The organism is Desulfovibrio intestinivivus (assembly GCF_053570665.1).
The window spans coordinates 221,423-244,882 of sequence record NZ_JBRBQT010000001.1 but is presented as its reverse complement, the minus strand read 5'-3'; the positions used below and the strand labels follow the sequence as shown (position 1 = coordinate 244,882).

Sequence of the window (23,460 nt, the reverse complement as noted above, 5' to 3'; positions counted from 1 at the left end):
CGCAAAAGTATATTTTGCCTGTTTCCCTAATGCAAGGACTTTACTGCTACTTGAATTTACGCCCGTCAACGGATACATCTTGCGCCATAATCTGTATCCAAACAAAGGGCGCATGAGCTGTGCTGAATATATTTAATGAAGCAAAAAACCGGGGATTGCACGTGCGGGAGCGCCTGCTTTGCGCACTGCGCAATCCGTCTGATGTGCAGTGGAGCCGTTGTCTTTTCTGGTCGTTCTGGATTTCGCTGGCCTCCTTTCCCATTGGGTACGGCGCGCGTGAGGTTTTGCCAGTAATCTGCTTTATTTTTCTGTTGCTCTATTATCGCTACAACTGGACAGAAAGCGTTTTGCACAGGCTTGATGCGCGTCCGCTTTTTTATTGCCTGTGGGCCATGATCTGCATTGGCGTGTTTTTTTCAGAGCACATATGGACTTCGCTTCTCCACGCGGGCACAGGCATCAACAAGGGTTTTATTTTGCCGTTTATCGGCATGGAATGCGTACGGAGCGAAAAAGACCTGCGCCGCCTTGTGTGGGCCTGCGTGCTGGCCTGCTTCTGGGAAGGGCTGGACGGCCTGCACCAGGCGCTGACCGGCACGGATTTCATCATGGGCTACGCCCTTAATGCGGGCAGGCTCACGGGGAGCCTCGGCGATTATACTGTGGGCAACTACATAGCCCTGGCGCTCATTCCTGCCTTTTCCCTCTGGTTCATCCTGCGCCGTGCCCTCTCGCCTGCGGCTTCGGCCCTGCTGTGGTTTGCAACGCTCTGGCCCGCGTTTTTCCTGCTGATTGGCGCAAGCAGCCGTAGCGGTGCGCTGGCTGTGGCTGTTTCTTTTGGGTTGTGGGTGCTGCTGCGCGGGGGCCGTGGACGCTTCAAGCTTGCCGTGGGCTCGTTGGGCATTCTGCTGGCTGTGCTCGTATTACAGGGCCGGGCCGGGCTGGGCGCGGTGGAGAGCGATGGCCGCTGGAGCCTGTGGCATCTGGCGTGGCAGGTGTTTTGCGAACATCCCTGGCTGGGAGCCGGAGCGGGCCGTTATAACGAGGCCTTCCGCGCGCTCGGCCTTGCGCCTGAAAAAGACGTTATCACCATCAGCCATCCGCACAACCTTTATCTGGACATGCTGTACGCGCACGGTATTGTTGGCTTTGCGCTGGGCATGATTTTTTTGCTGGGCTTCATCTGGTGGGGCTACAAGCGTATACGCCCGCGCCTGCTGGCAGAGCTTGAAAGCAAAAGCCCCAGCATCTACTGGCGCATGACCGCCTGGTTCTGGATCGGTTTTGGCGGCTGGCTGGTCAACGGCATCTTTGGGCATGACTTTTATCGCATCTGGTGGTTGGGGCTTGCCATGAGCCACCTTGGGGTCATGATCGGGGCTGTGGTCAACGGTCTGGATGCCGCCCCCGAAGATCTGGCCGATCAGGCGCGTCAGGATGAGGCCGCAGCGGTGGGCAAAACTTTTTTTTAAAGAGCCCCATACGAGCAAAAGAGAATGCGGTTACGCGTACAATGTGCGCGTAACCGCAAAACTTTTCTACACGCTTTTTGGGCGAGTCTTACTGATCGGTAAAGTCTTCCGCGCTGGTCTGCTGCCCGCCATGGGAGCGCAGCATTTCAAGCGCCTGCTCCTTGGTGAGCACTCGGCCCACGCATCGGGCGTGCTGGCGCTTGTTTTCAGGGCAATAGCCCATCTGCACGCAGCTTGGGCCAGCCCCTGCAAAGAGGTCGGGCGCGGCCTTGCGGCTGAGGCGCAGCATCTGCCACGCCAGATGGCGTATTTCGTGCTGTGCGTTGCGGCAGCAGCGGATGGCAAACCAGTCGAGCAGGGCGTGGGCGTTCATGCCGATGATGGCCTTGAATTCCGTGGCCTGTGGCTTCAGGTAGCGCAAATCTTCTTCTGGCAGACCCGCGTCAAGGCCTGCATCATACCACTGACGTGAAATGTCAGCCAGATCGTGCCCACTGAGGGTTGCCGTATGCCCGTCGGGCAGGGTCACCTGCGCGGAAAATTCGGCCACGCTGCGCGGATACACCACGGAATAGCGGCGCTTGCCGCCCAGTTCCGCCCGCCCGGATTTGATGAGGTACGAGGCCAGCCGCTTGCGCACAAGCTGGGTTTCGGTAACGCGCGAATAGCCTTCAACGCCAAAGAGAAAAAAGTCGAACTCAAGCGCGGCCCTGTGGCCGGAATCGAGAATATTCTGCACTATCTGGCGCGAGTAGGGCGAGGCCACAATTTCTTCCAGCTCGCGCTCGCTGCGCACAAATCGGGCGGCGATATCCGTATAGATTTTTCCGCCGCCTGCCAGCAGCACAACCTTGCCGTTGCCAGTGTATTTTTCGTCAAGCATGGATCCTCCGCCTCACATCTAGAGCATTTAACACTTGAAATGCCCGCTTACGACAGGCAAAGCCTGCCCGCGCTCATTTCGTGGCAAGGATTTTCCTGAAAATCCTTGCCAGAGCAGTTAACGCATTTCATGCGTTAACTGCTCTCAGGTCTGTAAAAGAGAGGCAGACTATAGGGCAAAGCGCCTCTGCGGGCAAGGTTGCGGGCTACGCCGCGCAAAGCGCGGATAAACCGAAAAAGTCCCGCCCTGCGCGGGTATTTGGGGCGGCATCTTGACATGGCGCGGGCAACACGCCAGAGTGACGGAGTTTTTTGAAATGCCGCCGCCGGATGACCTTTCATAGGCTGAAAACCGCGCAGGCCGCAGATATTTGCAGAAACTCAGCATGAAGAAGGAGATCGCATGAGCCAGCATTCCGCCCCCTACGGCATTCCTGACAGCAAGGGCTTTTTTGGGGCCTACGGCGGGCAGTTCGTACCCGAGCCTCTCAAGGCCCGTCTGGACGAAGTGGCCGAAGCCATGAAGGCCGCCGAGGCGGATCCGTCCTTCCAGAAAGAGCTGGATTATCTTTGCTCCCACTACACGGGGCGGCCCAATCCTGTATTCCACTGCGCCAATCTGAGCCGTCACCTTGGCGGTGCGCAGATATGGCTCAAGCGCGAAGACCTCAACCATCTGGGCGCGCACAAGATCAACAATACCCTTGGGCAGTGCCTGCTGGCAAAACGCATGGGCAAGAAACGCGTTATTGCAGAAACCGGTGCAGGCCAGCACGGTGTTGCCACTGCGGCCACAGCGGCTCTGATGGGGCTGGAATGCACCATCTGCATGGGTGAAGTGGATATTGAGCGCCAGCACCTCAATGTTATCCGCATGGAGATGCTCGGCTCGCGCGTTGTGGCGGCCAAGAGCGGTCAGCGCACCCTCAAGGAAGCCGTGGACGAAGCCTTGGGCATGTGGATTGAAGATCCGGAAATGTTCTATGTGCTCGGCTCTGCCGTTGGCCCCCATCCGTACCCCTATATGGTGCGCGTTTTTCAGTCGGTGGTGGGGCGCGAGGCCCGCGCCCAGATGCTGGCCGAAACTGGCCGCCTGCCCGACGCCTGCCTTGGCTGCGTAGGCGGCGGTTCCAACGCCATTGGCCTGTTTGCGGGTTTTCTTGACGATACGGACGTGCGCCTTTTGGGCGTGGAACCCGGCGGTCGCGGCAACAGCTACGGCGAGCATGCCGCATCCCTCTGCCTGGGCGAACCCGGCGTCATGCACGGTTTCAATTCCTACATGATCAAGGACCCTGCGGGCGAGGCGGGCGAAGTGTATTCCATTTCCGCCGGGCTTGATTATCCCTCAGTGGGGCCGGAACACGCACTGCTCAAGGATATGGGCCGCGCCGAATACGTCAGCGTGACAGACAAGGAAGCCCTGGACGCATTCTTTGCCCTTTCGCGGCATGAAGGCATCATCCCGGCGCTGGAATCTTCCCACGCGCTGGCCCACGCCATGAAGATGGCCCCCGGCATGCCTGTGGACAGCATTTTGCTGGTGAACCTCTCTGGCCGTGGCGACAAGGACGTGGCCCAGGTTGCCGAAATGATGCAGAAGGGCCTGATTTAGGGCAACTCTTAAAATTGCTCTGGCGGCTGCGGGAGCAGACGCCCGCCAGTTTTGCAGGAGGAGCGCGGGGGATGGAAGCCTTTTGGCTTTTTCCCCCGCACTTGCTTTTTTTCTTTAACTCCCCATTCTTTTGTCATGCAGAAGCCCGAATCATCCAGCATTCCCCTTACTCCCGGCGTTTACCTGTACAAGGACGCCAAGGGCCGCATTATCTATGTGGGCAAAGCGCGCGTACTGCGCCGCCGGGTGCTCTCCTATTTTCGGCCAGAAGGCCTGCCAGCCAAGACGCGGGCCATGCTTTCGCATGCCGAGAGCATTGAGTATCTGACCACCACCACGGAAAAAGAGGCCCTGCTGCTGGAAGCCAGTTGCATCAAAAAGCACAGGCCGCACTACAATATCGTGCTGCGCGACGACAAGCAGTACGTGCTTTTTCGCATCAATCCAAAGCATCCCTTTCCCCGGCTGGAAATCGTGCGGCAGGCGCGGCGGGACGGCGCGCGTTACTTTGGCCCGTTCACGTCCGCTCTGGCGGCGCGCGAAACGTGGAAACTCATCCACCGGGCCTTTGCCCTACGGCGCTGCACCGACAAGGCCATGAAAAACCGTGTGCGCCCCTGCCTGTATCATTTTATGGGGCAATGCCCCGCGCCCTGCATGGGCATGGTGACATCGCAGGAATATAACGAAAACGTGCGCAAGGTGACGGATCTGCTCCAGGGGCGTTCCGCCGAGTTGCTTGGCGGGCTGCGCGCCGCCATGGAACAGGCCGCCGAAGAACTGGAATTTGAAAGGGCCGCCAGCCTGCGCGATCAGATACGCGCTGTGGAAAGCACTGTTGAACGGCAGGCCGCCGTGCTGCCCGGCGGCGGGGACATGGACGTGGTGGGCCTGTTCTCTGCGGATAAGGGGCTGGCGCTGGGGCTTATCTTTGTGCGCAACGGGGCGGTGACGGACGGTCGGGCTTTTTACTGGTCGGGCCTGACCTTTGAAGACGCGCCGGAGCTTTTGTGGTCGTTCATGGGGCAGTATTACAGTCAGGCCACGCCGCCCCCGCGTATCCTGCTGCCCTGGATTCCCGCCGATCAGGAAGAGGAGCAGGGAGCAGAGGGCGACAAGGCAACTGATGAAAACATTCAGGCAGGTGAAAACGGGCAGACAGGCGAAAGCGGCGCATCGACCCGCGAGACTCTGGAGCAGACTCTTGCCGATCGCCGGGGCGGAGCCGTGCGCATTGTGCCGCCGCAAAATGCGGGGGACAACCAGCTCATAGACCTTGCGCAGTCCAACGCGCGGGAGGAAGCCCGCCGTCAGGAACAGAAAACGGATCAGAACATTCTGGAGCGTCTGGCAAAAGCTCTGCACCTGCCCGGCCCGCCCATGCGCATTGAATGCGTGGACGTGTCCCACACCGGCGGGCAGCAGACCCGCGTCGGCATGGTTGTTTTTGAGGACGGCAAGCCCGAACGTTCGCAGTACCGGGCCTATGCCATGCCTGACAGCGGGGATGACTACGCAACCCTGTATGCATGGGTGGCGCGCAGGCTTGAGAGCGGCCCGCCGTGGCCGGATTTGCTGCTCATAGACGGCGGGCGCGGGCAACTCGGCTCCGTGCAGCGCGCCCTGCGCGAGGCAGGGCAGGAAGACCTGTTCGCCCTCGCGGCCATTGCCAAGGCCAGGGATGAGGAAGGCCATGCCGACCGCCGCGCGGGCAATGTGGCTGACAGAATTTTTGTGCCCAACCGCGCAAATCCGCTGCCCTTGCGCGAGGGCGGCCCGGAACTGCTGTTTTTGCAGAACGTGCGCGACAATACCCACCGTTTTGCCATTGGCCGACACCGCCGGGCGCGTCAAGGTGCAGCCCTGTCTGGCGAGCTGATGCGTCTGCCGGGCATCGGCCCTGCCACGGCGCGTTTGCTCTGGGACAACTTTGGCAGTGTTGAGGCCATGCGGGCCGCAGGAGTGGAGGATTTGTGCAAGATTCCTGGCATCGGGCCTGCCAAGGCCGCTCTGCTGCGGGAAAAGTTGCGCGGTCTGGATTGATGGCCGCCGTGCAAGCTGACGACTGCTCACAAAAAAAGCCCCGAAAGGGGCTTTTTGCATATATGAGCGCACGACGGCGAGGGGCGTTATTTGCCCCAGAGCAGCATCAGGGGATGCGCAGGCTGGAGTTCTTCAATGGGGATTTCCACCTTCTGCGCGCCGGCCATGCCAGGGGCCACCTGATAGGGCTGAAAGTTGATGCGTATGCCCGAGGGCGTCAGGGTCAGGCTGGCGAAGTTTTCCGGCACGGGATTAAGGCCTGTGCGCAGGTACTGCTCCTGACGCATGCCGCCCAGACGCTGGAAAAGCTCCCTGCGCGACCATGCGGACATGATGGCAAGGGCCGCGTCCGGATCTTCAAAAATATCCACCAGCCCTAGGCGCTGGCCTGTCAGCAGGCTGTAGTTCAGGGTCATGATGTCCAGATTGCCCTGTGCGCCGCCCGTGTACGTCCAGACTTCAAAGGTGATGCTCAGTGCCTTGTCCGAAGGATGGCTTAGAGAATAGGAACACCACAGTTCAGGAACCGGGCGGTTGCCATCCGGGTACAGACCGGGCGAATTGAAGGTTTCTTCAAAGGCGTCGGCTATGCCAGTGGCCCATTCGCGGATATTGGCGTCCACAGTGCGGATGCCGACCGAGGGATAGCTGAGATTGATATCCGGTTTGTCTTCCCGGTTGGTGCGCACGATCTGGTGTTCAATGATGCCAGGGCGGCGCGAACCGGAAATAATGGCTGCCGCAGTCTTTTCGTCCGCTTTTTCCACAGCTTTCGGCGCTGGTGCGGCATCTGTCGCGGCAGGGGAGGCATTGTCCGCAGTGGCTGCGGGCTGAGGGGGCTGGCCTGCACCCGCATTGGGGTCGGCAGCGGCCAGCGAAGTGGGAGGCGCGTCCGCGGAATCCTTGCGGGCCGGTATTATTTTAATGCCCTGAACAGGAGTTTCAGCTTTAAGTGATCCCGCTGCCTGCACTTCAGGCAGACGGGCGGCAAGGGCGGCCTGCGCGCATGCCAGCAGCGGCAAAAGCAGAAGCAGAAAAAAGACTAAGCGGGGCATATTCATCCATTGTAGCGGTCAGAAAAGTCTGGCCGACGGGGTTTTGCGGCAAAGCCCGCATGTGCCTGGCACAGGAACACATGCGGGCGGTAAATACAATAGCTTTAAACCTTGAATCCTTCACGCAGGCGCAGAAGGCCGCGCCAGTTTCTGAGCAGCAGCACCGCCGCCAGCACCAGATACACCTGCGCAAAGAAATAGTGCAGGCGTAAAGGATCGTGCGCAAGCCCCAGCAGGGCTTCAACCTGAGTGTCGTAGAGTGGCGAGAGCAACTGGGCTGCAAACAGGATGAACAGCCACAGAGCCTCGCGTACATGCAGGCGCAGATCCACCAGCAGGGCCACGGCAAAAAGGGACTGCCCGGCTGTCAGTAGTATTTCCTGAAACTGGTGAGTGTCAAGGTTTATGGAGGGCGAAAGCGAGCCGGATGACGCGGCGTAGACACCGGGGATCATGCCCACAAGCAGGGTCCACTGGTTGAGTTTGGACGAAAGCAGGCTGCCCAGAGCCAGCGAAGCATTGCCCCGTGCGGCAAACATGAGGGCAATGATGAATTCGGGAGACTCCGAGGCAAGAGGCGCAAGCCACTGCACCAGCAAAAATTCGTTGATGCCCAACAGTTTTCCGCTGGCAACCAGACTTTCACTGAAGGGTTCGGCATTGCACAAAATGACCAGCGCCGAAAAAAGGAAAATAAGAATAACGCTGCGCAGGCGTACCTTTTTGGCAAAATGGGCCAGCAGGGCTGCGGGGCCTTCGGGTTCTTCCTCTTCCACGGGTCTGCGGGCGATAATGCAGATGTACCAGATGTAGATGCTCAGCAGCACTACGCCGTCAACCCAGGTCAACGACCCCTTGAGCGGAATAAACAGGGCGTAAATGGTCGCCAGGCCAAGAAAGAGCACGTCCGTGCGTTTGTCGTCCGGCAGGGAAACGCCCGAATGGAAACGTCTGGCAAAAACAAGCACAATGGCCGACCAGCCCACGCCGATGAGCAGCCTGTTGGCCCCGGTCATATTGGCAATGGCGTAGTGGGAGTATGCGCTCTCGGGGTGCTGGCCCGCCATCCAGGTAAAGTACATGTCCACGGCGTATTCGGGCAGAACGGCGATAAAAGCCACCACAGCCACGGCCACAGCCTGCGGAATGTCCATCTGGGCGACTTCACACGCCCAGGTGAGCAGAAATGACGCGCCCAGAATGGCCATGCCCGAGAGCAGGGCCACCAACAGCGGTGAAACGTCAGGGTGCAGAAAACGCAGCCCAATGCCGGGCAGGGTCATGCCCACGGCAATGAGGTAGGGGCGCAGTGCGCGAATGGTCATGCTGTTCTCCTTAAAAAATAAAAAAGACCTTGGCGATGTAACGCCAAGGTCTCACTAATCGGCTATACCGACGGCTACACCAGGCCATGAGGCCATGCTGTTGATGTCGCCCGGGTTTCAAGAACCCAGTTACTCCCCTTGAGCCGCCAAAATAGACGTTGTTCACGGCGCTGTCAATAATTCCACCCGGCATTCTGCGGCTTGCAGCGCTGCAAAATCCGGGGCACAGGCCTTGCTGCCGAATCCTGCGCCGCATTGTTGCAAGAGGGCAGGCGGCACTTGCCAGCATGGGTGCCTGCGGCTAAAGTGACGGTGAATTATGTGTCGGTGTTACCGGCCAGCCTAGGAGCTTTTTGTGAATATTACTTGCCCGCGTTGCGGCTTCAGCCGCGAATTGCCCGCCGATCGTCTGCCCTCCAAGGCAGTTATAGCTACATGCCCGCACTGCGCCTGCCGGTTCCGTCTGGTTCCCGGCGTTGGCGTGATGGATGTGCTGTCCGAACCGGAACACCCCGTTGAAAATCCTCCGCACAGTGGAGATTCCGAAGTCGCCGCTGCGCGGCCTGAAAATTCGGGTGCGGAACCACATGGGCGGGGAGCCTGGCAGTCGGGCGATGATGACCCATTGCCCCCTGGGGCCATTGTTCCCGGTCATTCCGTGCAGAAACCTTCCTGTTCGGATGACGAGCGGGGCGAGAGCCGCGAACCCGCGCAAAGGCCGCAGTCTGGCAGAAAATTTCCCCAGGCGGATACTGGGGAAGAAAGGCATATCGGTAACTTGTGGGGGCTGCTGGGCGGCAAAAATATTTTTGGTCAGCGTGACGATAAGAGCAGTGAAAAACGCGCTGGCGACCGGGATGACGACAATCAACAGAATCGTAATTCGCAGCGCGGACTTTTTGGCCCGGCTGACGATGATGCTGATGACAGCCGTAAGGCCAGCGCGGCCTATGCGCGTGAATCCGCGCGGTTTGAAAACGACCGCGAAGACAATCAGGACGATGGCCAGCACGGCCCAGCCAATCCCTGGGATGCCGCGCCTGAGCCGGATGGCTGGATACCCGCCTTTTATCACACCTGCATGCGGGTCATGTTTGGCGCGCACAACTTTTTTGCCCATATGCGGGCGGAATCCTCGCAGGTGCGGCCGCTGGTGTTCTATCTGATAATCAGCGTCATTCAGGTTGTTATCGAAAGGGTGTGGTCGGGCATCTTTCTTTCGCTCATGGCGCCCAGCGCCGCTTCTGACCCCGAGCTGGAAAAAATGCTCATTCTGCTTTCGCCCCAGCTCAGCCTGCCCATGACCATCCTGATCAAAACAGGCGTTTCTGTGGTGCAGCTCTATGTGCTGACGGCGCTGATGCATTTTACCTATGGCTTCATAACGGGCAAAAAGCCCGAATTCTCGCTGGTGTTTCAGGTGGCGGCCTATGCGGCAGCACCCTCGCTGCTGTGCGTGGTGCCCTTGCTGGGCTCCATAGTGGGCTTCATCTGGATGATCGCCTGCGTCCTTGTGGGGTGCCGCACGGTTCTTAATCTTACGTGGCCGCAGACCTTCATGGGCTTTGCTCCTGTTGTGCTGCTGCTCGCGCCGCTGTTGTTGCAGGTGATGAAGGCTGCCCAATTCTGAGGATTGCCATGGCCCGCTTTTGGCGAAGAATTGCGCTATTCTGGCATGAATTTCGCAGTTGTCGTAAATATGGCGCAAGCATCAGGCCAGACACCATTCGCGCCAAGGCCGAAGACCTTGGGCATCTGGCGGAACTGGCCGGAAGAAGCATTGCGCTGACGGAAGCGGAATCGCTCCATCTGGCTCAGCTGGAGCGGGAAATGCGCAGCCTTGTGCAGATGACCCGCCAGACCTCGTTTTGCACCATCCCGGCAGAAAAACGCCGCGATCTGCACGACAGCCTGGCGCAGGCCAGGGAAAAGCTGCTCGATTCCATGCAAAATGCATGTCTGGCCTCGGAGAAAACGCAATGAACCATCTGTATACCCGGTTTTGCGGCTTGGGCGGCGCAGTGTCGCGCCAGCGCGGGCCTCTTGCGCTGGCGCTGGTCGCAGCTACAATTCTGGCAACGCTTTTGTTTACGCTCCTCGGCGGCTGCTCTTCGCCGCCAGACGACAGCCACAGGTCTGTGAGCGTCACTGGCGATTTTGGCACGCCTTTTCAGTTTCAGATAAACAACTTTGTGCGCCGCCAGCCTCCTGCCATTTACGTGGCGCCGCAGATGGTTCTGGGGCGGCGCCCCCGCGCCCTGTTCGTGCCCTTGCGTGCCACGCAGCAGATAGCCAATGCCGTGAGCTTCAGCGAGATGCTTTCGCGGCAGGTCTGGCAGGTCTGGCTTTCGCTCAATGCCTTTCAGGCCCTTGAGTATGCGCCGCAGGGCGCGCCGTACGAACCCTCCCGCGCCATAGCCCTGGCCCGCCAGCGCGGTGCGGAAATGGTGGTCGGGGGGTACATCAATCACTACATGGACGGCGGCAGCACGGGCTCCAGCTCGCTTTCGCTGGCTATGGAGGTGTACGACGCGCGCTCCGGCACCTTGCTCTGGTCCATGGCGCAGGGTGGCTTGATGGAAGCCCGACAAGTGCATGATTTTTATCTTTTCTCCATCAGGGAACGCAACCCTGGCGACCCTTCGGGCTTTATCGCCCGCTCTCTGGCGTGGGATATGGGCCGCGAAGTGCTGGCCTGGGTTGATCCTTCGTCCAAGGAAAAGTCGTTCTGGGATACGGTGTTTGGCACAAAGGCCTTTTAGGTGTAGAGCATTCCGTTGCCGTCCCTCACATGACGCAGTGGTTGTACTTTTTTGAACTTTCTGCGGAGCGGGCAACTGTAGCATCAGGTTTGCTTTGTGGGCGGGTTTGCCGTGCAAAGGCGAATACTGCCAAAAATATTGAGCAGATAAGCTTTGAGTCGCGGTTTTGCCATTCTGGCTTTTGATCTTTTCGGTAAGGCCGTTTTGCCGCCGCCGATATGTTACAGCCCGTCATGCGGGTTTTGCCGTCAAACTGGAGCGGGGCAGGATGCCCCGCTCCTAACTTTTTGAGTGGTAAGGAAAAAGCTCTGTTTGACGAAGCCATTGTCACAGGGTAAGTAATAAGAAATACTAGGGCTGTTCACTCCGTCACAAGCAGTTTGCGCGTTGCGTCACCGCTGCCGCATCCGTGCTTGGCTCCGGCCTTTTGCAGCAAAAGGCCGTGAAAATATGCGAGAACAGTTCCTTGCCGATCATTCCCCCAAAGGATTTGGCTGAATGGGAAGCGGCAGAAAGGAGATCCGCCGTGTGCGCGAAGATGCAAGGTATTTATTTTGACAAGCAGGACAGGGACATCCTGGCTCTGGTCAACCGTATTCTGGAATCCGACGGCAAACAGTCGGACACATTTCTTTTTGATCCCAGCCTGCATCCGCACGGCATCAAGGAACTGGTGGCCTCGCCTGTTTCGCGCATGGCGTACGCCGTCATAAACCTGCTGCGCAACCTTCAGGCGGGCCGCACACAGGCTCGCGACCGGCTGCTTGCCCTCAAGACCCTGTATGATGAAGTGCTCAACAGTGCCCACTCGGCCCTGCGGCGCAACACTGCGCGCGCCCTCATGCAGATCATGAAGAGCATGGTGCGCGCTCACGGCAGCCAGCTTGAGCAGCTCAAGCTGGCTCACGATTTTCGACGCACCGTGCAGGGTACGCCGCGCGTGGTGCGCCGTATGCTGGCGCGCTATCACCTGCCTGAAATGCCCGAAAGCTGGAATCAGCTTGCCTTTGACGACCATGTGTATGACGCCAACACCAAGGGCCGCAAAACACCCACCCATCTGATCATGGACGCATGGATCAAGGGTATGCGTTCCCTTACTGTGGCCTATGAATACTGGGTGCAGCCCGATGCTGCGCGCGAAATTCTGCGCGCAGCGGAAATCACCGGTATCGGCGTGCGTATCGGCCTGGAATTTCATCTGCCTTTTTACGGGCGATTCATCAGCCTGTTCTGGATTCCCCGTGGCTTCAGCTCCAACGAGGATTTTCTGGAGTTTTTGCACAGCCCCAAGGTTGCCGAGCTTATGAAGCGGGGCCGCGAGGTGCTGCGCTGGCGTCGTGAACGCGTGCTCGAAAGCCTTGCACTCTGGAACGAAATCCAGCGTCCGCAGCTTGAAGCCCAGTGGGGAGTAACTGTGCCGGAACTGACCGGCGAGGGTTTTTCGCGGCATGTGGGCCGGGGGCAGGCCTCTGGCCTGCATCTTGCCGAGGCGCTGCATGCGCATGTGCAGCCATCGTTGCGTGAACGAGCAGCCCTGCTGCGCGAGAGCGACAGCGAGGAGGCCATGGCCGAACTGGTTTTTCTGGATAACCTGAGCGCTGAATACATCGCCGACCACTGGCTTTCACCCCTGGAACACCCGGAAATGCCCGACCTCAACAAGCCCTGCGCGCACGGCGACCTGCCGCCGCTCATGCAGCTTTCTGTGGGCGACATTACCCGCGAACTTTCCGAACTGAACCCCGGCTACCGACTTGTGCTGACCACCAAGGGGCTGAGCGTGGAAGACGTGGCGGAACTTTTGTGGGACAGCCGGGGCAGCATCAGCCATCTGGAAATTTTCAACATGCGCGGCTGGATGGAAGGCAAGCACTCCTGCCTCAAGGCTATCAGCGAGTTGCAGCAAGCTCTCAATGAAGGGCTTGGCCCGCGTGTGAAGCAGATGATCCGCACGATGGTGCGCCGCATGAGCACCCAGGACGAGGAGCGCGCGGCGAAGTTCCGCCATATTCTGCACAACGTGCCGAAATTGTGGGAGCACTATCGCAACAAGCCCCTTGGTTCACGCCTTGGCACAAGCTCGGTGAGCCGTGATTCCTACGGCATGGGTTTTGTGCTGCGCGAAACCCTGCCCGCACGCAGCCGCAAATTTTATGCAAGGGATCAAAAACAGCCGGATATTCCTGTTTGTTCGCCGGTTGAAGAATGCGTGCGTTACAGCAAACCCCGCAATCCCTCGCCCTGGCAAAAGGCCTTGCGGCTGCTGCGCCATCTGCCCGGTTGCCGTCATATGGGTATGGAAAGCCAGTCTGTCTGGAAGACCGCCAGCGTGGACTTTCGCATCTGCACCAAGGGCAACGTGCTCAACCTTGGCGGCTTGAGCCTTGCCTGCGGCAACGGCCTGCTGGGCAAAACCTGCGAAAAGGGCAGCAGCGAACCTCTGGGGCCAGCCTATTTAAACAGTTTTGTGAGCAACTGTCTCAAGGTGCTCATGGGCTTCTGCCCGGCGTTTTTCTCCTTTATGTATACGCAGAACTGGTGGTTCCTCGCCTGGTGCGGTACCTTTATCTGGTTTGGCATTACGGGATTCCGCAACGTGGTACAGATGGTCATGGCTGCCAAGGGGGCAACGCGTTCCACGCTCATTCACTGGAAAGATCAGGTCAACGTGAGCCGCTTGTGCGATTCGCTCATGTTCACGGGTTTTTCGGTGCTGCTGCTCGAAATGCTGGTGCGCGTGCTGCTGCTTGATAAAACACTCGGCATTACTGCGGCGCAGAACCCCTGGGTGGTGTTTGGCGTGCTCAGCCTTGTTAACGGCATTTATTTGTGCGCGCACAATGTGTTTCGCGGTTTTCCCAAAGAAGCGTCCATTGGCAATCTGTTCCGCAGCCTTTTGGCCATCCCGGTGTCGTCGCTGTACAACTGGGTGCTGTATCAGGTGGCCTTTCTGCTGGGTGTGGATAATCCGGCCATGTATCTTGTGCCGAGCGCTGCGGTTATTTCCAAGATGGCCTCGGATTCGGTTGCCGCTCTCATTGAAGGTTATGCCGACAGCCAAGTGAACCTGCGCATGCGCAGATGGGATTATCGCAGTAAGCTTGCCAGTGTTTTTGACTGCTACACGCGCCTGGAGCTGTTGTTTCCTGACGAAGACGCTCTTATCAAGCTGGCGAAACCCGGCGGCTTGCAGGGCAGCGGCGGGGTGATGGGCAAGGAGCTTGAACGGGCTTTCATCATTAACGCCCTTGACCTCATGTATATATGGTTCTACCAGCCACGTGCGCAGGATGCATTCCGGCAGATTGCCAGAGCCATGCCCGAAGCTGACCGCAACGTGCTTGCGCGGGCGCAGCTGGTGCTGACGCGAGAACGCGAGGTCAGTCAGATGCTGGTGGACGGATTGCTTGGGCGCAATTTTTCCCGGCCGCTGGCTTTTTACCTGGATAAGCGTAAAGAATATCTGAGGCGGCTAAGCCGCCTGTGCCGCCCCGGAAAGATGCGGGAGCCGGGAACCTTCTGACAATCAATCGGAGCCGATGCCGGAAGGCCAGACGTAGGACAAAGGATAGCAAGAGAACAGGTCTTGCCTGCTACGCAGGCATCATCTGAATAATCATACAGCGGGCGCGGGCATTTGCCTTTGCGCCGGGCACAGGGCGCGCCTGCCTGACAGGCAGCGCCAGTACACACCGGAAGTATGGGAACGACGCGGTTCCCGTCTTCAAACCACCGTTGCAGGTTCGCCTGCTCCGGTGGTTTTTTGTTGTTGTGGCAAAAGTACAATGCAAAACGGTTAGTCATCTGTTTTTTCACGGTTTTATTTTAAGCGAGTGTATTGTGTGGTCAATCAATCAAAGGTGCGCTTGTGCAAAAAATAATTTTACACTCTAGTTGCTTGTGCAAAAAATAACATTTGAATGTGAAACTAAAAGGAAAAAAAGAACTAACTAAATGCTGTGTTATGCTTGCATTGGTTTTTTATATGGTATATTTTTTTCCACAGGAGTCTTTCATACTTACGACAGAGCATTTCGCACTGATATCGTTCTGTATAACAAAAGGAGTTACGAATGAGTACGGATCTTAAGAGCATGCATATGGGTCAGATCACCTCGTTCTTTATCCCCAACGTCACCCTGGTGGGCGAGGGATGTTCCAAAGAGATTCCTGCTCGATTGAAGAGCATCAATGGTGCGAAGCCGCTGGTTGTAACTGACCAGGGTATCGTTAATGCAGGTATCCTTAAAGTGATCACCGACATTCTTGATGCTGCCAAGATGAAGTATGCCATATACGATAAGACCATCCCGAACCCCACGGACAAAAACGTTGCAGAAGCTTTTGAACTGTACAAAAAAGAAAAGTGCGACAGCATCGTTACCCTTGGCGGCGGCAGCTCGCATGACTGCGGCAAGGGCGTAGGCTTTTTGGCAGGCAACGGTGGCAAGATTCATGACTACGAAGGCGTGGACAAGTCCAAAAAGCCCTTCCCCCCGTATGTTGCAGTGAACACCACCGCTGGCACCGCCTCTGAAATGACGCGTTTCTGCATTATCACCGACACCTCGCGCAAGGTGAAAATGGCCATTGTTGACTGGCGCTGTACCCCCAGCGTGGCCATTGACGATCCCGTCCTGATGATGGGCATGCCCCCGGCCCTGACCGCGGCCACCGGCATGGACGCCCTGACCCACGCTGTGGAAGCCTACGTTTCCACCGCCGCCACGCCCATGACTGATGCCTGCGCTGAAAAGGCCATGGAATACATCAACCGCTACCTGCGCCGCGCCGTTGCCAACGGCCGGGACAAGGAAGCCCGCGAAGGCATGTGCTATGCCCAGTATCTGGCTGGCATGGCCTTCAACAACGCCAGCCTCGGTCACGTGCACGCCATGGCTCACCAGCTGGGCGGCTTCTATGATCTGCCCCATGGTGAATGCAACGCCATCCTGCTGCCCCATGTGTGTGAATACAACCGTATCTCCAGCCGTCGCCGCTTTGGCCGTATTGCCCAGTTGCTGGGTGAACTCACCCAGGGCATCAGCTCCGACGAAGCCTCGCGCAAAGCCATCACCGCCATCAACATTCTGTCTAAGGACGTGGGCATCCCTGATGGCCTGGTCGCCCTTGGCAAAAAGTACGGCAAGGAAGTACGCGAAGCCGATATCCCCACTATGACCGCCAACGCCCAGAAGGACGCCTGCGGTCTTACCAACCCCCGCTCCATGACGGATGCGGCCGTGGCGGCTATCTACAAGACGGCCCTGTAATACAGTGTCCTCCAGAATGTAGGCCGTTTGCCTGATGCCCCCGGTGGGACAGGTCTTTGGCAGACATCGCGGTATGAAAAACGGCGCGGGCTTTCCGCGCCGTTTTTCTTGCTTTTGCGTTGTGGTTTACGCCCCGCCCCGGCTCCGAGTGCCGTGTTTCAGCTCCACGTATCTGACCGCAATATGAAATGAAAAACTGCGTGGCTTTGCTCCATAACAAAAAAAAGCGGCATGGAATCCATGCCGCTTTTTGCGTGTTAAGGCAGCCCATGCCCGAGGGGCGGTGGCTCAGGGACGGATGACTTTGTCCGCCAGATCAAGGCTGGTGACAATATCAAGCATGTTTGAGGTGTCGCCAACTTCCTTGGCCTCCAGCAGGCCAAAGTGCGCAAGGCAGGTGCCGCACACAAGCACAGAAACGCCATCGGCTGCCATTTTTTTCAGGGCATCCAGCGCAGGGCCAGGCTGGGATGCCAGTTTGACGCCGCCGTTGATCAGCACAATGCGCCAAAGGCGAGGCCCAAGTTCTGGCAGAGTAGCCACAAAATTGCCCATGAGTTTTGCACCCAGCCCGTCATCGCCACGGCCAATGGTCTCAGTGGTGATGAGCACCAGCGTCCGGTTGGTTTCACCCAGGGGGCGGGATGCTTCCTCGGCCTGCTGCGGGGCGGATGCCGCAGATTCCCCAGCACTTGCCGTGATACGCCAGCAGTCGGGGCCTTCCTGGCTGGCGGCAACAGTAAAGCCGCGGCCTTCCAGAAAACGCCGCACGTTTTCCCGAGCAGGCTCGTTGTCTACCAGCACTTCAAGGGCAGTTGCTCCTGCTGCCAGGGCATCGCGGGTGCGCATGACGGGCTGGGGGCAGGCCAGCCCTCTGCAATCAAATCGTTCCATGAATATCCTCCTGTCATGATATCTGCGATTTACAACTATTAGGGGTAAGGGTAGTTAGAAAAAAGCCGATAAGCAAGATAAACTAAGGTAGGCATATATGGGCATTGCGCTTCAGGTAGTAATCATTGCCGCTTTGGGCGGTTTGGCCGTTTTGGGCGGTATACAGGGAATGAGCTGGCTGGTGGTCGGCATTATTTTTGTCTGCGCCGGTGCAAGCATCTGGCTCTGGCTGAGCGGGCGATCCCGTGCTGCCCGTCTGGCGCAGTATCTGGACGCTCAGGCCACATCGCCATCTGCTGATGGCGATGTGGAACAGCGGGCCATGCAGTGCATTGAAAGCCTGCGTGAAACGCTGAAAACCAAGGCGGACGCTCAGGTTGTGGAATCCTTGCAGGCGCAGAACAGCGAACTTGCCAAGCAGCTCAAGGAATCTGAGGAACTTGTCGTAACCTTGCGTGGGCGGCGCGAAAAAGGTGTTATCGCCCTGCACAAGGCCCATGCGGTGTGCACCAGACTTTCTGGCGACATGCGCAGGCTTGCCAGCCTCATTACGGACGTGAACGGCGGCGTAGCCGTGCAGCGCGACAGGCTTGAGGAAACAGGCGCGGCTATGGGGCGCGTGGCCGATTCTGCCAGTCAGGCCTCCCTGCGTGTGCGTGAACTCTCGGAAAACGCCCAGAATTCAAGCGCCAGCGCCGCCACAGGCGAGCAGGAAGTGGAAGGTGCAGTTGGCTCCATTGACAGTGTGCGCGACACCATCGTGCTGCTCAAGGAAGCCATGGCGGGGCTGGGCGAAAAAGCCAGCAATATCGGTCAGGTCATGAGCGTCATCAACGAAGTGGCAGATCAGACCAATCTGCTGGCCCTCAACGCCGCTATTGAAGCTGCGCGCGCAGGCGAGGCCGGGCGCGGATTTGCCGTGGTGGCCGACGAGGTGCGCAAGCTGGCTGAAAAAACCATGGGTGCCACCAAGGAAGTCGAGGAGGCCGTAAAGGCCATTCAGGATGAAACTCGGCGCAACGTGCTGACTGTGGACAAGGCCGCCCAACTGAGCGTGGACGCGGCAGACAAGGCCAACAACGCCGGTGATGTGATGCGTGCTATTCTGCAAAGCATGGCGGATACAGCCGGGCACCTTGCCAGCATCGCTGCCGGTGCCGCTGAGCAGTCCGAGCAGAGCTCCGGAACCAGCGGCGCGCTGGAAGAAGTGCGTTGCGTGGCGGAAAGCACCTCCAAGAACATGGAGATGTTTACGGCCTCGCTGCTGACGTTCCAGAGCGGCATGGAAGAGCTGGATATGATCGTCAACGCGCTTGTTTCAGGCGACTTTGATCAAGCCCTCTCCGACAAGTTTGTGGAGTGGACGCCCAAACTCGAACTGCACGTGCCCCTGGTGGACAGGGAACACAAGCTGCTGGTGGAGTATATCAACGAACTGCATCAGGCCATGACGCATAACAAGCCTGCGTCTGAAATGATCGGAGTGCTCAAAAAGCTGCGCGATTACACGGCCACCCACTTTGGCGATGAAGAAAGGCTGTTCAATGTTCCCTCCTACAAGGCCGCAGCGGAACACATGAAGATCCATAAAAAGTTTGTTGCCAAGCTGGATGAGGTGGAAGAGCAGTTGCGTATGGGCACCGCCACCGTGAGCATGGATCTGCTGACCTTCCTCAAGGATTGGCTGGTACAGCACATCATGGGCACTGACCCCACCTATTTGCCCTACCTCAAACCTGAGGACAAGGAACCCGCGAAAAAGCGGTAGTCATAAAATCAAAGATGTTTTGTGCAAGCAAAGAAGCCCCGAAAGGGGCTTTTTGCTTGTGCGCAGAACCCTACAAAAAAGGGGCCGTCACGCCGGGCATGCGTGATGGCCCCTTTGCGCAGGTGGCGCGTCAGACTACTATCTGTTGTTGCCCCGTTTCACTGGGGCTTACTGCCATCGTTTGAAGCTGGGATAAAATTTCAGGGCAGGACTGCGTAAGGGCCTTCCCTCATAAATATCCTGATGCTCGTCTGTCCTATGCGGGCCAGCTGCCTTCGCGCAGCCTGCGCATGCCTTCCTCTCCCACATAGCGGCGCAACTGTTTGTCGGGTGCGTTGAGCAGATCCACCACCAGCAGGGCATCAAGGGTGCCAAAGGTTCTGTCTTCGTGAAAGGCGGCAATGCGCCCGCCCAGTTGCAGGTAGTGCTTAAAAAGTATGGGCAGGGTGCGCCCGCCTTCCATCTGGCGCACCAGCGCGTTGACGGACTTGTAATCAAGGTGCTGGGCAAAGGGCAGTTCTTCGCGCAGTTTGCGGGGCTGTTTGCCGCGCACCAGACTTGCCAGAGGCGTATCCCAGTGGCGTAGGCGCAGGTGCCGCCAGAGCAGGTCTACCGATTGCGGGCGATAGTTGAGGCCAATGCTGGCAGGGCCAAAAAGAGTACGCACGTCATTGCGCAGGGCCATTTGCCCAATGCCCTTCCACAGCAGAAGCAGGGGAGTGTAATCGCGCTGGTATTCGGGGCAGACAAAGGCGCGTCCCAGTTCCAGCGCATTGCCGCACTGGCGGAAAAATTCCGGATCGTACTCAAAGAGCGAGGCAGTGTAGAGGCGTTTTTTGTCATACTGCCAGGTTCCTTCTGGTTGCACCACGCGTGCCCGGTATGAACCTGCAATGTTTTTGCCTTGTTCGTCCATGAGCAACAGGTGTGAATACTGGGGGTCGTAGCGGTCTGTATCCCGCGCCTGTCCCGATCCTTCACCCAGCGCGCGGAAGGCCTCTTCGCGCCTTCTGCTCAGTTCGTCCAGCAGCAGGGGCGATTCGTTGCCCTCAAGCAGATAGACGCAGTAGCGTCCTTCGCGGGCCAGCATGCGGTTTTCCGGCAGGGCGGCAAGGCTGACCATTATATCCATCTTGGCAGCGGCAGGGGCCAGAGGCTGACAATTGGCTGCATGCCCGGCAGCGCCGTGTTCAGAGCCTAGGGCAGAGCGGCAAAGCCCCAGACAGTGAGTGCGTTGCTCGTGGTTCAGCCCGGTCAGAATTTCTGCGGGGATGGCCTCGCCCACGATCATGCGGGCAGTGCTTCCCCGCTGTTTGAACAGGGTGTGGGGCAGCAGGATTTCGCCCACATTTTCTTTTAGTGCCGTTGCGGCGATAAACAGAGGATTTTGCCGTACTCCCATATGCAGGGGAACAAAATTCAGGCCAGGGATGTCGGCATTGCGACCGCCAAGCCTGCTGAGCAGGCGTGACCAGGGCTGTTCCGCAATGCCGCGTCCCAATTGCCAGCGGGCCACGCTCCCAGAAGGGAAAATACCCAGTGCTCCGCCCGATCGCAGGTGGGTCATGGCGGTGCGTAGCACCGCGGCGTTGGCGGCTGCGCCGCCAGAAAGATTCAGGGGCAGCAGCATGGGGGCAAGCTGCGCCAGTTGGGGAATGCGCAGCAAGGCATCGCTGGCAAGAATTTTGAGATCGGGACGTGCCTTGCCGCAGAGGGCTGCAAGCATCAACCCTTCAAGCGCGCCGGAGGGATGGTTGGCAAAAAGCACCACCGGTCCTCGGGCAGGGATGCGCTCCAGATCGCCGCGTAGGCATTCCGTACGCACATCCAGCGCGGTGAGGCAGGCGGTGGCAAAGGTTTGAGGGTCGCCGCACTGGGGCAGTGTGTCGGCCATCTTTTCCAACCGGGCAAAACCCGAAAGCTGACGGGCCAGGGCGCGGGCCAGCCGCCCGACGCTTCTGACCAGCGGGCGGCCAGGTGCAAGGGGTAAAATATCAGCATTGCCGGGCATGGGGATTCTCCTGTGCTTGGGCTGGGCATGCGCGTGGGCGCATGCCCGGCTGGTTCCGTTTTCTGCGCGTTACGGCGCGCCGGTCCGGGCGACGGTAAAATTAGGGAGTCTAACAGCATTCGGCGCAGACTTCCTGAGGAAGCGGCGTTGCCTTCATCTGGATCATATTTGTGCGCAGGTCGTTTTCAATATTCTGCTGGCATTCACAGCAGCGGGTCGCCCCTGGTGCTGCCATGAGGCGGACAAGGGGAATCTCCTCGCCGCATTCTTCGCAGCGGCGGGGGCCGCCGTGCCGCAGGAGCGCCACAAGGCTCTGGAGTTCACGGATGCGTTGGGAACTGCGGCGGGCGCTGCAATGGGCTATGTGGGCCGCCTCAAGGTGGCTGGCCGCGTCCAGTTCGTCCGCGCAGTGCTGAGCCTGAAAAACATCGCGCAGCAGGGTGAGACGGTGCATTTCTTCGTTCAGTTCGCCCTGAAGACGCTGCAAAGTGTGCAAATTGTCCATGTCTGCCTCCTTCGGAGAATTTCCGATGGTTGAACTGTTGCTCTTGGGGCATCATGATTGTGCTGGTTTGCGTTATGGTGACGCTCAAGTGAATTTGTGCGTCATGTTGGCGGCAAAGTGATGGAGAGAGAAGCGGGATGGCGGGCAGAAAATGCGGGGGGTGCCCTATGCAAAAAAGCCCGCCCCGCAATGCGGGACGGGCTTTATATCAGGCTTTATCGGCAGATTGCCGCAGCGGCCTACTTGCCGCAGAAGGACAGAAAGTAGCTGTGCATGCGCGTGTCTGGCGTAAGCTCGGGGTGGAAGGACGTGGCCAGAATATTGTTCTGGCGCACGGCTACCGCCTGACCGTCAACCTCAGCCAGCACCTTTACACCCGCGCCCACGCCGGTAATGACAGGAGCGCGAATGAAAACAGCCGGGAGGGGGTCTGCCCCGATCTCGGGTATGCTCAGGTTGGTTTCAAAACTGTCCACCTGCCTGCCAAAGGCGTTGCGCCGCACGGTGGCGTCAAGCACGCCGAGGCGGGGCTGGTCCGAGTTTTCAATGTCGCGGCACAGCAGTATAAGCCCGGCGCAACTGCCGTAAACGGGCATGCCGTCGAGTACGCGCTGGCGCAGGGGCTCAAGCATGTTCCATTCATTAAGCAGTTTGCCGATGGTGGTGCTTTCGCCGCCGGGAATGATCAGGGCATCGATGCCCTCAATATCCTTGAGCTGGCGCACCTCGCGGGCCGTTGCGCCAAGGCTGGCAACAGCGGCCACATGCTCGCGAAAGGCTCCCTGAAGAGCCAGAACGCCTACGCAAAGCTGCGACATTACCAACCCCGTTCCTGCATGCGCTGGGCAGAAGGAATGGTGGAAATTTCAATGCCCACCATGGGTTCGCCCAGATCGCGGGAGATTTCGGCCAGCATGGCGAAATCATTGTAGTTGGTCACGGCCTGCACAATGGCCTTGGCGCGCTTGGCCGGATCGCCGGATTTGAAGATGCCGGAGCCGACGAACACGCCGTCGCAGCCGAGGTGCATCATCATGGCGGCGTCAGCGGGGGTGGCGATGCCGCCAGCGGCAAAGTTCACCACGGGCAGGCGGCCTTCCTTGCGCACGGCGTAGCACACTTCAAGGGGTGCGCCGATTTCTTTGGCGTAGTTGGCAACTTCGGCTTCGGGCAGGCTGCACAGCTTGCGCACGTCGTCCATAACCTGACGGCAGTGGCGCACGGCTTCAACCACGTTGCCGGTGCCGGGTTCACCCTTGGTGCGGATCATGGCTGCACCTTCGGCGATGCGGCGCAGGGCTTCGCCCAGATTGCGGCAGCCGCATACGAAAGGCACGGTAAAATCGCGCTTGTCGATATGGTATTTGTCGTCAGCAGGGGTGAGCACTTCACTTTCGTCAATGTAGTCGGCGCCCAGAGCCTCAAGAATGCGGGCTTCAACAAAGTGGCCGATACGGGCCTTGGCCATGACGGGAATGCTCACCACTTCCATGATGCGCTTGACGATGGTGGGGTCGGCCATACGGGCCACGCCGCCTGCGGCGCGAATGTCGGCAGGTACGCGTTCCAGGGCCATGACTGCGCAGGCTCCCGCTGCTTCGGCGATTTTAGCCTGTTCGGGAGTGGTGACGTCCATGATCACGCCGCCTTTGAGCATTTCAGCAAGGCCTGTCTTCAGGCGGATGGTGCCCTGTTCCATATCTTTCTACTCCTTCTGAGCCGGAGGCCGGCTGGTGATGATGTCTGCATGCCACACATGCGGCGGCTTTGCTGGCGTGTATATATGTCAATAAGCCGCACCTGACAATATGATACCTGCTATGCTCCGCAACCGGACAGCCCGCCGCAAAAA

The 23,460-nt window shown here is 58.6% G+C and carries 17 protein-coding genes; 9 read left to right on the top strand and 8 right to left on the bottom strand.

Going from position 1 to position 23,460, the window contains the following annotated elements; genetic code table 11:
• The first annotated feature begins 161 nt into the window (after positions 1-161).
• Positions 162-1,472, top strand: coding sequence for an O-antigen ligase family protein (locus ACUZ9P_RS01060; RefSeq protein WP_449248300.1), 1,311 nt, complete (start codon positions 162-164; stop codon positions 1,470-1,472).
• 88 nt (positions 1,473-1,560) lie between these two features.
• Here the strand turns inward: ACUZ9P_RS01060 and ACUZ9P_RS01055 are convergent, their stop codons facing one another.
• The gene (locus ACUZ9P_RS01055) at positions 1,561-2,355 is read right to left on the bottom strand and encodes an FAD-dependent thymidylate synthase (protein ID WP_298994816.1); all 795 of its coding nucleotides are present in this window, start codon (positions 2,353-2,355) and stop codon (positions 1,561-1,563) included.
• 402 nt (positions 2,356-2,757) lie between these two features.
• On the opposite strand from ACUZ9P_RS01055, the gene trpB reads away from it, so the two are divergent.
• Complete coding sequence (gene trpB, locus ACUZ9P_RS01050; RefSeq protein WP_449248299.1) at positions 2,758-3,969, top strand: tryptophan synthase subunit beta; 1,212 nt, start codon at positions 2,758-2,760, stop codon at positions 3,967-3,969.
• 135 nt (positions 3,970-4,104) lie between these two features.
• Positions 4,105-6,012 (top strand): excinuclease ABC subunit UvrC, encoded by a 1,908-nt coding sequence (gene uvrC / locus ACUZ9P_RS01045; RefSeq protein WP_449248298.1) that lies wholly within the window; start codon positions 4,105-4,107, stop codon positions 6,010-6,012.
• Between the two features lie 86 nt (positions 6,013-6,098).
• Here the strand turns inward: uvrC and ACUZ9P_RS01040 are convergent, their stop codons facing one another.
• Positions 6,099-7,067: an RsiV family protein gene (locus ACUZ9P_RS01040; RefSeq protein ID WP_449248297.1), complete on the bottom strand. Its 969-nt coding sequence runs from the start codon at positions 7,065-7,067 to the stop codon at positions 6,099-6,101.
• 104 nt (positions 7,068-7,171) lie between these two features.
• Positions 7,172-8,392 (bottom strand): sodium:calcium antiporter, encoded by a 1,221-nt coding sequence (locus ACUZ9P_RS01035; protein ID WP_449248296.1) that lies wholly within the window; start codon positions 8,390-8,392, stop codon positions 7,172-7,174.
• A 355-nt stretch (positions 8,393-8,747) separates the two neighbouring features.
• Between ACUZ9P_RS01035 and ACUZ9P_RS01030 the strand changes: the two genes are divergently transcribed.
• The 5 genes from ACUZ9P_RS01030 to ACUZ9P_RS01010 all read left to right on the top strand — a co-directional run bounded on the left by ACUZ9P_RS01030 (position 8,748) and on the right by ACUZ9P_RS01010 (position 16,430).
• The gene (locus ACUZ9P_RS01030) at positions 8,748-10,022 is read left to right on the top strand and encodes a YIP1 family protein (protein ID WP_449248295.1); all 1,275 of its coding nucleotides are present in this window, start codon (positions 8,748-8,750) and stop codon (positions 10,020-10,022) included.
• An 8-nt stretch (positions 10,023-10,030) separates the two neighbouring features.
• Positions 10,031-10,375, top strand: a complete 345-nt coding sequence (locus tag ACUZ9P_RS01025) for a hypothetical protein (RefSeq protein ID WP_449248294.1) — start codon at positions 10,031-10,033, stop codon at positions 10,373-10,375.
• Entirely contained in the window at positions 10,372-11,154 is a 783-nt protein-coding gene (locus tag ACUZ9P_RS01020) for a hypothetical protein (RefSeq protein ID WP_449248293.1), read from the top strand. Before ACUZ9P_RS01025 ends, ACUZ9P_RS01020 begins: the two co-directional genes overlap by 4 nt.
• A gap of 526 nt (positions 11,155-11,680) precedes the next feature.
• A complete protein-coding gene (locus ACUZ9P_RS01015) occupies positions 11,681-14,680 on the top strand; it encodes a hypothetical protein (protein WP_449248292.1) in 3,000 nt (999 codons plus the stop codon).
• 550 nt (positions 14,681-15,230) lie between these two features.
• Positions 15,231-16,430 (top strand): iron-containing alcohol dehydrogenase, encoded by a 1,200-nt coding sequence (locus ACUZ9P_RS01010; protein WP_449248291.1) that lies wholly within the window; start codon positions 15,231-15,233, stop codon positions 16,428-16,430.
• A gap of 288 nt (positions 16,431-16,718) precedes the next feature.
• Here the strand turns inward: ACUZ9P_RS01010 and yedF are convergent, their stop codons facing one another.
• Positions 16,719-17,324, bottom strand: a complete 606-nt coding sequence (gene yedF / locus ACUZ9P_RS01005) for a sulfurtransferase-like selenium metabolism protein YedF (protein WP_449248290.1) — start codon at positions 17,322-17,324, stop codon at positions 16,719-16,721.
• Positions 17,325-17,421: 97 nt separating this feature from the next.
• Between yedF and ACUZ9P_RS01000 the strand changes: the two genes are divergently transcribed.
• The gene (locus ACUZ9P_RS01000; protein WP_449248289.1) at positions 17,422-19,092 is read left to right on the top strand and encodes a bacteriohemerythrin; all 1,671 of its coding nucleotides are present in this window, start codon (positions 17,422-17,424) and stop codon (positions 19,090-19,092) included.
• Positions 19,093-19,348: 256 nt separating this feature from the next.
• Here the strand turns inward: ACUZ9P_RS01000 and ACUZ9P_RS00995 are convergent, their stop codons facing one another.
• The 4 genes from ACUZ9P_RS00995 to pdxS all read right to left on the bottom strand — a co-directional run bounded on the left by ACUZ9P_RS00995 (position 19,349) and on the right by pdxS (position 23,307).
• Positions 19,349-21,103, bottom strand: a complete 1,755-nt coding sequence (locus ACUZ9P_RS00995) for a lysophospholipid acyltransferase family protein (protein ID WP_449248288.1) — start codon at positions 21,101-21,103, stop codon at positions 19,349-19,351.
• 109 nt (positions 21,104-21,212) lie between these two features.
• On the bottom strand, positions 21,213-21,608 hold the full coding sequence (locus ACUZ9P_RS00990) for a TraR/DksA family transcriptional regulator (protein WP_298994858.1): 396 nt from the start codon (positions 21,606-21,608) through the stop codon (positions 21,213-21,215).
• Positions 21,609-21,847: 239 nt separating this feature from the next.
• The gene (pdxT, locus tag ACUZ9P_RS00985; protein WP_449248287.1) at positions 21,848-22,426 is read right to left on the bottom strand and encodes a pyridoxal 5'-phosphate synthase glutaminase subunit PdxT; all 579 of its coding nucleotides are present in this window, start codon (positions 22,424-22,426) and stop codon (positions 21,848-21,850) included.
• The gene (gene pdxS, locus ACUZ9P_RS00980; RefSeq protein ID WP_022659628.1) at positions 22,426-23,307 is read right to left on the bottom strand and encodes a pyridoxal 5'-phosphate synthase lyase subunit PdxS; all 882 of its coding nucleotides are present in this window, start codon (positions 23,305-23,307) and stop codon (positions 22,426-22,428) included. Before pdxS ends, pdxT begins: the two co-directional genes overlap by 1 nt.
• Positions 23,308-23,460 lie beyond the last annotated feature (153 nt).